Raw genomic sequence first — 12,687 nt, forward strand, 5'->3', positions numbered from 1 at the left:
CCTTGAGGTAGCCCTGGCCCAGCGTCTTAGCCGACTTGGCGTCTATCTTCCTCGTCCGATCACTCATCCTGAAGATTGCGAACAGCGGTTTGACTGCCTCGATCTGGAGTCTGAGCTTCGCGAAGCCTCGACAAGTCACTATTGCCGACACTTGCCCTTACCATTGCGACAATCCCCGCTCGTAGGGCATCCGGCAGTTCCGCCCAATGCGTGACGATCAACGCGAGGTCGGGCGGCATCGGATCCTCGGCCGGAGCGGCGACGGATTGGCCTTGTGCAAGTGACAGTACAAGAGGCTTATTGGCTTGGGCGTAAGTCGTTTCATTTGCGATGTTTAGGGTTTTCGCGGGCCGGTCTCGAAAACCGGTGTCGCTGTTGCGCGCGTCGGTCTGGATCACCTCGTGTCCGAGCAGGGGGAGATCGACGCCATCCGAACGTGGCTCAACCGAGAAGGCACGTGCCTGCTCCTGGCACCGCATCACGATGTCGGCTTCACCGACGACATGAAACAGCGCCAGATGGAGTACAAGCATCACGGCGACGAGCTAGTGCCGCGCCAGCAGCGCTTCGGCCAGTACACTCGCTCGCTGATGCAAGGACTCGGAGTGCCCGTACTCAATCAGTTCGGGCTCCGCCTTGCCTTCGTGCCGGGGACCGATCAGATCGCGCCTCTCACCACCAACAAGGATCTCGACGAACTGGGTCTGCTGAATGGAGTGACTACGTTCAACTTCCATCTGCATCTGCCGCACTACGCGCTGACGACAGAAGATACGAATTCCGTTCGTGTTTTGGCCACGCAGCCGATCGACCTGTCCAGGCCGCATCCATTCACCGCCGCGGGGAATCGAGAGTTCAATTCGTTCCTCTGGATACCTCCGCAAGGCGGCCGGGGCGGCGACATACCGCTCGCCGATTCGACCATCTTCACCACGCTGTTTGGGGGCACGGATAGTCTTGGGCACTTCTGGCGGAACATGGCGAACCTGCGCGTCGGCGTCTAGCATCGAGTTACTATTTGGCCAGCTGAGGCTCAGGTCTCAGCGGTACGCCCTGATCCAGGCCTGCGGCCGGACAAAGGTTGGGAGATGCCAAAAAATCATGGAAGAAACGATCACTCGCGCCTGGAACGTCCTTGCCCGGGACAGCGGACCCTTGCACTTTCGGCTGTTCCTCCACCCCTGGTGGCTACGATCCTCGCCATCCGGGCCGGATAGGCGGATGCGTGGGCAGGCCGATGTTCTTCCGGACACTGGTGCGCGAGCCGGCTCAAGCGCGGACCATGCTGAGGAACCTGTGGAGGTCCGTCGGCATGGTTTTCCTCATCGCCGTCGCCCTGGACGTAGCTTACCAGCTCATCGTTCTTCAGTGGATTTATCCAGTGGAGACGCTGATCGTAGCGACGATGCTCGCCCTTGTTCCGTGCATGGTGGTTCGGGCTGTTGGCAACCGCGTTGTCACGGTTATGCGCCAACGGCGGCTACTCCACATGAAGCGAGTGTCGCCGGATGACTTAAGAGGCGCCAGCGATAACAGCCGGGCGACTGATCGCCACGACTTGACACACCAATAAAGGACCCTCAAAGTAAGGGAAACAGACCGAGGACCAGGCCCAGCCCCGCCGCACGCGCGCCGGATCTGCCGCCGGCACTTTCCATCGCGTCTGCGGCGTTCGACCGACCATTACCCGGCCAGGAAGGTCAGATGTTCGTCGCGGAACCGGGCGAGCGTTCACGGCCGCCATGACACGGCGCATAGTGCTTCGGTGTGGTCGACTGAGGTACGGAACATCGGGGGCCAGTTGCTCCCTGAACCCATGGCGCCAAGTGGCTTCACCGCGTTCCGTATCGGTCTCCCCGCCCGGGTTGGATGCAAGTCGTCTCTACTTCTCCAGGTTGGACCGGGCGAGGTCCTGAATCGCGTCCCTGATGGCAGGCGTCAGACTGCGCCAGTTCCGGACACTCTCGGCTAGTCCGGATTATTCACACTCACTCGATGAGGGGTTCTGAGCGAGTCGGCGGCGCGGTCTGGGCCGATTGGCGTCGGTGGTGCGGAGCTTCCCCTACCCCTGGATCGACGATTCGGTGATTCGGCCGTTGCGCGAGCCTGCGGGGCGGTTTTCAGTCGGATGAATTGGCGGGGGGGCGGGAGCGAGTTCACGGCTCGGCCGACTTGCTCGAAGTGGTCGAGGCACAAACAACTGGCCGACAGCCGCACGATCACGCGGCGCGACCGGGTGATCGCCTCGGCGGCCACTTTGATCAACCGGCTCCGTCAAGTGCAGGCGAAGCCTTCGCCCAGCGGATCGCGGCGCCGACGTCGACTGAAGAACTTCCTGCGGGCCGGTTCGTCGAGCGCTGCGGTCGGCAGCTCGGGCGGGAGGCCCAGTTCGGCGGCCGTCGGCGCGGTCTTGACGACCGCGCGCCGGAGCCACGCCGGCAGGTTCAGCGCCGCCGCGTGGAGATGGAGCCGGAAGAAGTTTTGCCATGAACCGGTGGTCGCTGAGCAGGCCGGCGTGCAGTTCGACCTTCGGCTCCTTGTTCCGATTCTCGCTCACGCCGCGCATCGCGTATTCGTCGTAGATCGCGGCGGGAGGAGCCTGCAGCCCGGCCGGCTGGTGACCACGGCGCGTCGGTTGAGTCGTTGGGCGTTCGCCTCGACCTTGACGACAACTGGCCGCGGCCCCGACCAAATTCTCGCCTGATAATCGACCATCATGAACATCCATTGAACATTCCCAATCTGCCGGTAGGCGTCGAGGGCCTGCTTCTCGAGATCGTCGCTGAGCGCGCGAAGCCGCGGGTTCACGCCGATCCCGAACGTGTAGGAAAGCCTCAGCTCCCGGCAGACGTCGTACATCTTGGGCACGCCCCGGCGACTGTCGCTGCGGACTTGGACTTGCACGTCGGGCCATACGGCCCGCAGCCTCCCTATCAAATAACGCAGGGCGTCGTCGACGCCGAGCGCGACTTCGCAGGTTCCGTGGCGGAGCCCGACGAGCAAGGCCATATCGTTCTCGGCGCAGGTGAATATGATCGGCATGTCTTGATATTGGTCGTAGTGGCCGTGGAACATAGTTAGCTGATGCTGACCGTACGGGGGGTCGTCGAACGGGTCGACGTCGAGGGTGATGCGTCGCGGAGGCTCGTCGAACGACTGGATGAACAGGTCGACCATGACGTCTCTGAGCCGCCGGAGGTCCTGGATCGACACGGCGTTCTCGAACCGCGAGAGCGTGGGCTGGCTGGCGAGGTCGGGGCCGTCGGGGAGTCGGTCGGCGATCAGTTTGAAGACGGGGGCCGAGCGGATGGCGTCGTGGTCGTTCTGGTCCTCGTAATCGGCGAGGACGCCGTAGATCCGCTGACGAACCATCGAGAGGAGGGACTGCTGGATGAAGAGGGGATGGCGTCGATCCGCCAAGGCGGCGGCGAACTGCTCGGTGAGTCGAATGGCTTGGTCGAACCGCCGAACCGGCAGAAGCCCGGCGTCGCTGGTCAAGGGGTCGCCGAAATCTCGATCTCCACCGGCCGGGACGGCAAGAAATCGAATGACAACGACCCCGTGGAGCGCCAAGGGAAGCTGGCCGAATTGCGGTCCCTGCTGGCGACCCTGCCCAAGGACGAGACGGCCGTCTTCCAGGATGGGGTGGACGTCAACACCAACCCCAAGATCGGCTCGATGTGGATGCGCCGCGGTCAACAGGCCGAGGTCGAGCCCCCCGGCAATAACGAAAAGCGATACCTCGCTGGATCGATCCACTGGCGGAGCGGCCGCGTCTTCCTCATCGAAGGCCGGCCGAAGCAGAAGCGGGACGAGACGCTGTTCCTGGCCCATCTCGATGACCGCGAACTGCACCATCCGCTTGAGGAACTGCGTCCGCCGGCCTGAGTTTTTGGGGCCGTTGTCGAGGTGGACGACCAGCCGTTGGACGTGTCGGTGGGTCCGCCGCGACTTCAGCCGCCACGCCCGCGGGGCGTCCACCCAGGCGTCGCTGGTCTCGCGCCGGCCGAACAAAAGCGTCAACGCCCCGGTCGCGGCCGTGAGGACCCCGAACGGGACCAGTTTCTCCTTCGCGGGCGGGTCGTGGCCCCACCCCTTGGGCGCTTCACCGGCCGACTCGGTTCGGGTCCCCCCCCACTCGAGTAGTCGCCCAGGCTTACTTTCGACTTCGTGTCCATCGAGATTTCCAGGGTTCCGGGGTCGTCCCTCGCCTCCTCGTCGACCCGCTTCACGTTCGCGAAGATCGCGTCGGTCTCCTTCAGGGGCTTGCCTTTCTGGATTCGCTTGAGGCGGCAGTTCATCCGGTTGAGGACGTCTCGGATCGTCCGCTCGCTGGGCGGCCCTTCTTGATCAGGACCTCCCGGACTTCCCGCGACGACAGCTTGGTGCACCGCCGCGCCGACTGGAGTGCCGGGTCGGCGTACGAACAGGGCTCCACGATCGCGCGGATGTCGGCCGCCAATCCCCGGTCCTCGTCTTCGCTCCGCAGTCGTCCCCGGGCGGCGAAGTCCTCCACGCAGCGGAGCCCGCGTCGAGCTTCGCACAACCCCGTCTCGACGGTCTCGCGCCCCCACCCGAAGCGGCGTTCGGCCGCCCGGCGCTGCCGGCGCAGAGTTCCGCGGCCACCTCGGCCTGAAACAGCCGTCGCCGAGGCTCGGTCAGTCGTCGAGCCCCAGAACTCCGCAAGGCGTCGAATCGGTCTCTTGCGTCGTCCCTTGTTGAACGTCCGTGATGGAGTCGCACTTATGCTTTGAAGTGGCCCTCGCGGCCTCAGGGGGGCTTAACCCGGTCCGCAGGTGGATTTCCAGGCACCGATTGCCTTGGAGGACGCGTCTCGCGCCTTCGCCGCGCCCTGGCCACCTACGCCGTGGCCGCCTGGCGGCTGCTATGGCTGACATAACCGGCGCGACGAGATCCCGGGGCGCGTGCGACGCTGCAATGCCGGGCCGTCGTGGCGGATCTTGCACCGGGCCGTCGAGCGGTCGGAGCCGCCGGAAACGGCCCCCGGGCTGAGAGTGGCGGTTCGCCAACCGGCCAGGCTGGGCGGCTTCCTGAGGCGCACCCGCGACGGCGAGCCCGGCGTGACGACGCTTTGGCGCGGCCTCCGCCGGCTAAACGATTCGGCCCTCAGCAGGAACCTCGCCGAGCAAGCGTTGCGGGCCAGCCCTCAACTTGTGGGTAATGGCTAGCGATCTGTGAGGAAGGTCGCCTCGGCCTGCAGCAGCGGAGCCCTCCTACGCTTCCACCCCTGGCTGCCAGGTGGAGTAGAGACGCCGGGCCGCCTCGATGTCGTACTTATGACGGAGGAGTCCGAAGCCGTGGGGCCGTCCTTCCGACAGGAAGGCCGCTGATTCCTCCAAGTTGCATGGCACCTCGTTCTCGCGTAAGTACGCGATGAAACCGATCAGAGCCTCGGAGGGCATCTGGAAACGCCCGTCGTCGCTGATGTAGAGTTCGTCGTTCATGGTGAAGCCTCCCGCTGCAATTGTCGATTCAACTCAATATTCTATATCTAGAATCTTCTATGTACATTTGCAGAATCTCGAACCGGGCTATTCTCAAGGTGGCTGAAGTGCGGCCTCAAACTGCAGGATGCTTAGGGTCGTGCGCAGCACGGTGTCGGGATTGAGCGAGATGCTGTCGATCCGCCGCTCGACCAGGAATCTCGCGAATTCGAGGTAATCGCTCGGAGCCTGGCCGCAGATGCCGATCTTGCGGCCCGCGGCCTTGGCCCTGGCGATCGCGTCTGCGATCATCGCCGTCACAGCCGGATCGCGCTCGTTGAAGATGGGGGCGACGATCTCGGAGTCGCGGTCCACGCCCAGAACGAGTTGGGTCAGGTCGTTGGAGCCGATCGAGAAGCCGTCGAACACCTCGGCGAACTGTTCGGCCAGAATGACGTTGCTGGGTATCTCGCACATGACATAAACCTCCAGTCCCCCTTCGCCGCGACGCAGGCCGTTCGCCGCCATCTCGGCGAGTACGAGGCGCCCTTCGTCGACGGTCCGGCAGAAAGGGACCATCAGCTTGAGGTTCGTCAGGCCCATTTCTTCGCGAACTCTTTTCATCGCCCGGCACTCAAGAGCGAATCCCGCCCGGTAGCGCGGGCTGTAATACCGCGAGGCGCCGCGGAAGCCAAGCATCGGGTTCTCCTCGCTTGGCTCGTAAGCCGCGCCTCCGATGAGGTTGGCATACTCGTTGGTCTTGAAGTCGCTGAGCCGGACTATGACGTCCTTGGGGTAGAACGCCGCAGCGATCGTTGCGACCCCTTGGGCCAGCTTATCGACGAAGAACTGAGCCTTGTCGTCGTAGCCGGCCGCCAGGCGATCGATCTCCGACCGGACCGCCGGGTCATCGAGGCGTTCGTAGTCGACCAGCGCCATAGGATGGACCTTGATGTAAGTCGAGATGATGAATTCCTCGCGCGCTAGCCCAACGCCGTCGTTAGGGATGAACGACTGCCGGAAGGCCTCCTCGGGGTTGGCGATGTTCAACATGATCTTCGTCTGCGGTCGGCGAAGGTCGCGAACGTCCATGCGATGGACCTCGATGTCGAGCAGCCCCTCGTACACAAAGCCGGTTTCCCCCTCGGCGCAAGATACGGTGACGGCCTGCCCGTCGTGGAGTAGCTCGGTCCCTCTCAGAGTGCCGACGACGGCGGGCAACCCCAGTTCCCTGCTGACGATGGCGGCGTGGCAAGTGCGGCCGCCCCGGTCGGTGACGATGGCGGCGGCCTTCTTCATCATCGGTTCCCAGTCGGGGTCGGTCTTGTCAGTGACGAGGACCTCGCCGTCCCGGAACTCGTGGAGGTCGTGGATGCTCTTAACCACCCGGACCGGCCCCCGGCCGATCTTCTCGCCGACGCTCCGGCCGCTCACCAGCAAGGGCCCTCGCGACTTCAGGCTGTAGACCTCGAACGCCTCGGGCCGGCTTAGCGACTGGACGGTCTCGGGTCGCGCCTGGACGATGAAGAGCTCGCCCGTGCGGCCGTCTTTGGCCCATTCAATATCCATCGGGGTCGGCCGGCCTCTCCGGGCGCTGTAGTGGTCCTCAATGAGGCACGCCCAGAGGGCCAGGGCCAGAACGTCGTCGTCGCCTATCGCGAAGCGGGACCGGTCCTCAGGCGGGACAGGGACGTTCTTCGTCATCCGGCCTCCGCCCTGGTCGTAGACCAACTTGAATTCCTTGGTCCCGACGCGCTTCTGGAGAATCGGGCGGTGCCCCTGCCGGAGGGTGGGCTTGAAGACGTAGTACTCGTCCGGATTCACCGAGCCCTGGACTATGTTCTCGCCCAAGCCGTAGGAGGCGTTGATCAGCACGACATCGCGGAAGCCGGTCTCGGTGTCGAGCGAGAACATGACCCCCGAGCTCGCCAGGTCGGAGCGTATCATCCGCTGAACCCCGATCGAAAGACCGACCGTGAAGTGGTCGAAGCCCTTGTTCGTGCGATATGAGATGGCCCGGTCCGTGTAGAGCGAGGCAAAGCAGCGGCGGCACGCGTCTAGGAGCGCCTGCGTCCCCTGGACGTTGAGATAGGTCTCCTGCTGGCCGGCGAAGCTGGCGTCGGGCAGGTCCTCGGCCGTGGCGCTGCTCCGAACGGCGACGTCGAGAGGAACGGACTTGTCCTCGGAGAGCCGTGCGTAGGCGGCGACGATCTCGCGGCCCAGGTCGCCTGGCAGGCCGGCCGAGAGGATCGCCTGTCGAGCCCGCTGGCCGCGTCGGGCCAGATCATCGAGATCCCGAGTTTCCAACCCCCCCAGGATCTCGCGAAGTTGTTTCTCGAGTCCCGCCTCTCTGAGGAAGTGATGGTACGCCTCGGCCGTCACCGCGAAACCGTCCGGGACCCTCACCCCCTTGGGCGTCAACTCGCGGTACATCTCGCCGAGCGAGGCGTTCTTGCCCCCCACCAGCGGGACGTCCTCGATGCCGATCTGATCGAAACGGCGGATGAACCGGCTCTCGGCCGTGTCGTAGGCCATCGTGATGCTCCCAAGATGATCCCTCTAAGGAAACTCACTCGGCGTTAAATAAGAAGACTCACTCGGCGGCTGTGGCCGGTCGATCGCGGGAGAGTTGTGAATCACGCTCGAGGTGCTGGAGGAACCACCGCTCCGCGAGGCGGGCGACTTCCTCCAAGGTCCCCGGCTCGGGGAAGAGGTGCGTCGCGCCGGGGACGACGACGAGTTCCCGCGGACTGCGCAGCAATGCCGGCGCCTGCCGGTTCAGCTCGAGAACGTCCTCGTCGAGACTGCCGACGATCAGCAGCGTGGGCACCGTGACGTCCGGTAGGTCGCCGCGTGCCAGGTCGGGCCGGCCGCCGCGAGAGACGACCGCGCCGGCCAGCTCGGGGCGGCGGGCCGCGGCTATCAAGGCCGCCGCGGCACCGGTACTGGCACCTAAGAAGCCAAGGCGCAGGCCCCGCGTCGCGGGCTCGCGAGCCAGCCATTGGGCTGCGGTTAGAAGCCGCGCCGCCAGCAGCTCGATGTCGAACACTTTGCGTAGGTCCTTGGCCTCGTCCTCTGCCAGTAGGTCGATCAATAGCGTCCCCAGCCTGGCTCTCTGCAGCGATGCCGCGACGAACTGGTTGCGAGAGCTGAACCGCCCGCTGCCGCTGCCATGAGCGAAGAGGATCACCCTCGAAGCGCCACGCGGCAAGACTAACGTCCCGCTCATGAGCATCTCGAAGGTCGGGATCCGCACTTCCTGTCCCGCTCGCTCCGCGTTCATTCCCGGCGACATGGCTCGCCCATCCTTCCGTGCAGATCGGTGTCATCTCGCAGACCTTGCGTTTCCACAGGGATGGCCGGCGATCAAACGCCCGAGGGGAAGGTCTCTGGGACCTCGCCCGCCTCCCATTCCGTCGATCGCTCGAGAGGCTCGACTGCCCGCGTCCGATCGAAGTGAATCACGGCGTCGAACTGAGCCGGAAGACTCGCGGGGAAGTAGTGGCTGGCCCTCTCCGTCTCCGGTCGATAGATCACGCCGATGGCCCGCTCGAGTCGCGGCCCTCGCAGGCCCGCTACCCGGTCGTCGCCGCGGAGGCAGAGCAGATATCGGCCTGGTCGGACGTCGTGGAATAGCGCCTCGTAACTCCCCGCTAGGGCCGGTCGGACCTGCTTCCGCTCCGCCGGCGCGTCCCAGTTCGAGGCCGCCGTCACAGTGCCGTCGTAGGTAGTGAAGCCGACCGAGACCGCCTCGCGGCCGTGCCGCTCGCGAACGAGCTGGCCGACGTTCCACTCGCCCCTGGCCCCCATCTGCGTCGCCCGCGCATCGCCGAGGTGCGAGTTGTGGGCCCACACCACGACCTTAGAGAGGCCGCCCTGCTTCCCCTGGTATTCGACCAACGCGTCGAGCGTCTCGGCCATGTGACTGTCTCGCAGGTTCCAGGAGGAGACCTCGCCGCGGTACATCGTGCGGTAGTACTGCTCGGCGTCTCGCACCAGCCGGGCGTTCTGCTCGGCGTAGAAGTAATCGTCCTCGGCGATCCGGCCGTCGTGCAGCGCGTATTCGGCGGCGGACCGGCGCAGGTCGACGAGCTGGGTGACGACCTCGCGCTCACAGGACGGGCCGAGCCCGAGCCCAGAGGCGAAGCCGTAGGCCTGGGCGTCCTCGCGGTAGTAGTCGAAGCAGGCGTAGAGCGCCCTGGCCCGCTCGGCCGCCCCGGGGTCGACCTTGTCCAGGTAGGCGAGCACTGCCTCGATCGAGGCGTGGAGACTATAGAGATCCAGACCGTAAAAGCCCACCTTGGTTCGGCCGGGGCCGGCCTCATCGTTGTTGGCGCGGAGCCAGCCGACGAAGTCGAGCACGTCAGCGTTGCGCCACATCCAGGCCGGGAACCGCCGAAAGCCCGCCAGCGCATCGACGGCCTCGGCGTCGTCACTTCGGTCGCGGACGTAGCGGTTGACGCGATACGCGTCCGGCCAGTCGGCCTCGACGGCCACGGCGGTGAACCCCTTCTCGAGGATTAGACGCTTGGTGATCTGGGCGCGCTCGCGGTAGAACTCGTGCGTCCCGTGCGACGCCTCGCCCAGGAGGACGAACCGCGCCTCGCCGATCAGATTCAGCAGCGGGTCATAGTCATCGGCCTCGCCGACGAGGGGGTGCGCGGCCTCGCGCAGGGCCCGGATCGTGAGATCGTCTGTCAGATCGCTCCTCGCCATGGTCGTCATTGTACTGGCTCCTCAGCGGTTGCCGTCGCGGCCGCGACCGTGGCCGCGGACCGCTCGAGGTGGTCGCGGACCTCGTCATCGGTCGTCTGGGAGAAATCCTCGTACCACAGGCCGACGGCGTAGAACGGGTCGGGGGTGATTTCGCAGACGCACTCGTCTGCCTCGTGGCGGAGCTCCTCGCACGTCGAGGGCGCCGCGGTCGGGACGGCCACGACGATGCGAGCCGGCCCGAGGCGGCGGAGCGCCGCGACGGCGGCGCGCATCGTCGAGCCGGTCGCTAGGCCGTCGTCCACCAGTATCACCGTGCGGCCACGCACGCCAGGCATCGGGCGGCCGTTGCGGTAGACCCGCTCCCGCCGCTCGAGTTCCCGGAGCTCTCGGGCGGCGACGGCCTCGATCAGCCGGTCGGGGATGCGTAGCGCCTGCACCACATCGTCGTTAAGGACACAGACGCCGCCCGAAGCGATTGCACCCATGGCCAGCTCCTCATGACCCGGGACGCCGAGCTTGCGGACGACGAAGACGTCGAGTGGGGCGTCCAACGCCCGCGCCACTTCGTAAGCAACCGGGACACCGCCGCGCGGCAGGGCCAGGACGAGCACGTCGGGACGGCCGGAAAAGGTGGTGAGCTTCTCGGCCAGCAGACGGCCAGCCTCGGTCCGGTCTCGGAATGCGGTCGGCATGGTGTTTCCTCGCGATCTCAAGGGATCATCGGTGCGACCTGGACCGAGCATGGAGCGTCTTGGAACAGATCGCCGAGCGACCCGCCGGACTGGATCCTGCGGATCGCCGCCGCCAGCAGCGGGGCGACCGAGACGATCTGGAGCGACGGCCACGCCGGATCGGCCGCTACAACAGAGTCGGTGACGAGCACCCGGAGGACGGCCTCGTGGCCGAGCCTGCGCCGGGCCTCCCCCACGAAGAGTCCGTGGGTGGCGGCGACGGTGATCTCGGGGCGGGCGCCGGCCGCCAGTAGGGCCTCGACGGCCCGCGCGATCGTGCCCCCGGTGGAGATCATGTCGTCGATGATCAGGCAGGGCCGGCCGCGCACGTCGCCGACAACGTGGGTCACCTCGGTCTCCGTCCCGCTGGAGCGGCGTTTGTGCAGGACGACGACCTGTATCCCAAGGCGATGCGCGTAGTCAGTGGCCATCTGCACCCGGCCGACGTCCGGCGAGACGACGACCGCTCCGGTTGGCAGCCAATCTTTCAGGGGCCGGCAGAGGGTCGGTACGGCCGTCAGGCTGTCGACGGGGATATGGAAGAAGCCCTCGATCTGGGCCGCGTGCAGGTCGACGGTGACGACGTGGCCGACGCCGACCGCTTGCATCAGCCGGGCCACGAGGCTCGCCGCGATCGGCTCGCGCCGGCCGTGCCGCTTATCGGATCGGGCGTAGCCGAAATACGGCACGATGGCCGTGATCCGCCCGGCGGCCGAGCGTCGACAGGCGTCGGCGAAGGCCAGCAGCTCAACCAGGTGGTCGTTGACCGGCGGCGCCGTCGGCTGCACGAGGTAGACCTCGCGGTCGCGTACGGACTCGTCGAGGCGCACCGAGACCTCACCGTCGGGGAATCTCTCGATGGCGCAAGCGGCGGTCCGCACGCCGAGCTCGGCCGCGATTGCCGCTGCCAGGGCGGGGTTGGCCGTGCCGGCGAAGAGGAGACAGTCCGGGGTCATCGGTGGGGCGTCCTGTAATTCGCCGTCCGGGGAACCAGTCCATTCGGGATGACGCGATCGTCTCGGGACCTGACCGACCTCCGCGACGGGCCCGCTCGACGGCGCGGGGCCGTCCCTCCGGCGCGCCTCGTGGTTTGCTCAGGGCGAGACCGTGATCAGATCCTCGACCTGGACGACGCCCGGCGCCGACCAGGCCGTCCTCTCGGCCTCCTGCCGCTCCGCCCAGGAGCGGACGTCGCCGCGCAGGGTCACCTTGCCGTCATGGGTCTCCACTTGGACCTTCATCGCGTCCAGTTCGGCGCTGCGCCGGAAGGCCGCCTCGATCCGGGATTTGACGTCGGACGCTGACGCCCTCGGCTTGATCGTGATCTGGTTGATCACCCCCCGCACACCAATCTGGCTGTGCACAGCCTTTTCGGCGGCCTCCTTTTGGTAGCACCAATCGACGTCGCCGTCGAGGGTGATCCAACCCTTGCTTACCGCGACTTTGACGCGCTCGCCCGGTACCGTGGACGTCCACCGCAGGGCGTTGACCGCCGCCTGGGCGATTTCCGTGTCGGTGCGCTCGCCGGTGCCGATCGGTCGAACCTCGATGTCGTTGGCGACCGCCTTGACTCCGTGGATCCGCTTGGCCACCCGCTCGGCCGCTACCTTCTCAGCGTAAGTCGGCACGCAGCCGGTGAACGTCACGACACCGTCGCGGGCCGTGACGCCGATCTCGGCCGCGTCGACGCTCGGCTCCCACTGGAGCTCATCGAGGACGTCACGCTGCAATTCCTTGTCGTCCTTCATCTCAAGTCTCCTGATCTAGGGTCGTTCAAGCTCAAGCTCGAGAAAGCG

The 12,687-nt window shown here is 65.9% G+C and carries 12 protein-coding genes and 2 pseudogenes; 3 read left to right on the forward strand and 11 right to left on the reverse strand.

The window, feature by feature from the left end:
- Positions 1-59: 59 nt before the first annotated feature.
- Positions 60-398 carry a hypothetical protein gene (locus BSF38_RS30660; RefSeq protein WP_145952055.1) on the reverse strand — a complete coding sequence of 113 codons (339 nt, stop codon included), beginning with the start codon at positions 396-398 and terminating at the stop codon, positions 60-62.
- Here BSF38_RS30660 and BSF38_RS10040 point away from each other — a divergent pair.
- A pseudogene (locus BSF38_RS10040) lies at positions 387-1,004 on the forward strand (hypothetical protein); the annotation flags it as partial. The gene BSF38_RS30660 and the pseudogene BSF38_RS10040 overlap by 12 nt on opposite strands.
- Before the next feature lie 1,549 nt (positions 1,005-2,553).
- Here BSF38_RS10040 and BSF38_RS31300 read toward each other — a convergent pair.
- A complete protein-coding gene (locus BSF38_RS31300; protein ID WP_168189356.1) occupies positions 2,554-3,498 on the reverse strand; it encodes an IS1380 family transposase in 945 nt (314 codons plus the stop codon).
- Between BSF38_RS31300 and BSF38_RS31305 the strand changes: the two genes are divergently transcribed.
- Positions 3,403-3,888 carry a hypothetical protein gene (locus tag BSF38_RS31305; RefSeq protein WP_168189274.1) on the forward strand — a complete coding sequence of 162 codons (486 nt, stop codon included), beginning with the start codon at positions 3,403-3,405 and terminating at the stop codon, positions 3,886-3,888. The two genes, BSF38_RS31300 and BSF38_RS31305, sit on opposite strands and share 96 nt — an antisense overlap.
- 15 nt (positions 3,889-3,903) lie before the next feature.
- Here BSF38_RS31305 and BSF38_RS32625 read toward each other — a convergent pair.
- Positions 3,904-4,065 (reverse strand): annotated as a pseudogene (locus BSF38_RS32625) (hypothetical protein); the annotation flags it as partial.
- Positions 4,020-4,574, reverse strand: coding sequence for an ISAzo13-like element transposase-related protein (locus BSF38_RS32630; protein ID WP_420819237.1), 555 nt, complete (start codon positions 4,572-4,574; stop codon positions 4,020-4,022). The gene BSF38_RS32630 and the pseudogene BSF38_RS32625, both read right to left, overlap by 46 nt.
- Positions 4,575-4,925: 351 nt before the next feature.
- On the opposite strand from BSF38_RS32630, the gene BSF38_RS10060 reads away from it, so the two are divergent.
- Positions 4,926-5,189 (forward strand): IS4 family transposase, encoded by a 264-nt coding sequence (locus BSF38_RS10060; RefSeq protein WP_076345260.1) that lies wholly within the window; start codon positions 4,926-4,928, stop codon positions 5,187-5,189.
- A gap of 45 nt (positions 5,190-5,234) precedes the next feature.
- Here BSF38_RS10060 and BSF38_RS10065 read toward each other — a convergent pair whose 3' ends face one another.
- The 7 genes from BSF38_RS10065 to BSF38_RS10095 all read right to left on the reverse strand — a co-directional run bounded on the left by BSF38_RS10065 (position 5,235) and on the right by BSF38_RS10095 (position 12,639).
- Positions 5,235-5,465 (reverse strand): hypothetical protein, encoded by a 231-nt coding sequence (locus BSF38_RS10065; RefSeq protein WP_076345262.1) that lies wholly within the window; start codon positions 5,463-5,465, stop codon positions 5,235-5,237.
- A gap of 93 nt (positions 5,466-5,558) precedes the next feature.
- Positions 5,559-7,979 (reverse strand): phosphoenolpyruvate synthase, encoded by a 2,421-nt coding sequence (gene ppsA / locus BSF38_RS10070; protein WP_076345264.1) that lies wholly within the window; start codon positions 7,977-7,979, stop codon positions 5,559-5,561.
- Between the two features lie 58 nt (positions 7,980-8,037).
- Positions 8,038-8,739: a dienelactone hydrolase family protein gene (locus tag BSF38_RS10075; protein ID WP_237170824.1), complete on the reverse strand. Its 702-nt coding sequence runs from the start codon at positions 8,737-8,739 to the stop codon at positions 8,038-8,040.
- A gap of 71 nt (positions 8,740-8,810) precedes the next feature.
- Positions 8,811-10,169 carry an erythromycin esterase family protein gene (locus tag BSF38_RS10080; RefSeq protein ID WP_076345268.1) on the reverse strand — a complete coding sequence of 453 codons (1,359 nt, stop codon included), beginning with the start codon at positions 10,167-10,169 and terminating at the stop codon, positions 8,811-8,813.
- On the reverse strand, positions 10,166-10,852 hold the full coding sequence (locus tag BSF38_RS10085) for a phosphoribosyltransferase (RefSeq protein WP_076345270.1): 687 nt from the start codon (positions 10,850-10,852) through the stop codon (positions 10,166-10,168). Before BSF38_RS10085 ends, BSF38_RS10080 begins: the two co-directional genes overlap by 4 nt.
- Positions 10,853-10,869: 17 nt before the next feature.
- Positions 10,870-11,847 carry a ribose-phosphate diphosphokinase gene (locus tag BSF38_RS10090; protein WP_076345272.1) on the reverse strand — a complete coding sequence of 326 codons (978 nt, stop codon included), beginning with the start codon at positions 11,845-11,847 and terminating at the stop codon, positions 10,870-10,872.
- A gap of 138 nt (positions 11,848-11,985) precedes the next feature.
- A complete protein-coding gene (locus BSF38_RS10095; RefSeq protein ID WP_076345274.1) occupies positions 11,986-12,639 on the reverse strand; it encodes a BON domain-containing protein in 654 nt (217 codons plus the stop codon).
- Positions 12,640-12,687 lie beyond the last annotated feature (48 nt).

The sequence above is a fragment of the Paludisphaera borealis genome, assembly GCF_001956985.1.
GTDB lineage: Bacteria > Planctomycetota > Planctomycetia > Isosphaerales > Isosphaeraceae > Paludisphaera > Paludisphaera borealis.

Coding starts and splice junctions, on each gene's coding strand:
- BSF38_RS10065 (WP_076345262.1), bottom strand. CDS start 5,465: ATGAACGACGAACTCTACATCAGCGACGACGGGCGTTTCCAGATGCCC.
- BSF38_RS10095 (WP_076345274.1), bottom strand. CDS start 12,639: ATGAAGGACGACAAGGAATTGCAGCGTGACGTCCTCGATGAGCTCCAG.
- BSF38_RS10090 (WP_076345272.1), bottom strand. CDS start 11,847: ATGACCCCGGACTGTCTCCTCTTCGCCGGCACGGCCAACCCCGCCCTG.
- BSF38_RS10080 (WP_076345268.1), bottom strand. CDS start 10,169: ATGACGACCATGGCGAGGAGCGATCTGACAGACGATCTCACGATCCGG.
- BSF38_RS10085 (WP_076345270.1), bottom strand. CDS start 10,852: ATGCCGACCGCATTCCGAGACCGGACCGAGGCTGGCCGTCTGCTGGCC.
- ppsA (WP_076345264.1), bottom strand. CDS start 7,979: ATGGCCTACGACACGGCCGAGAGCCGGTTCATCCGCCGTTTCGATCAG.
- BSF38_RS31305 (WP_168189274.1), top strand. CDS start 3,403: ATGGCGTCGATCCGCCAAGGCGGCGGCGAACTGCTCGGTGAGTCGAAT.
- BSF38_RS10075 (WP_237170824.1), bottom strand. CDS start 8,739: ATGTCGCCGGGAATGAACGCGGAGCGAGCGGGACAGGAAGTGCGGATC.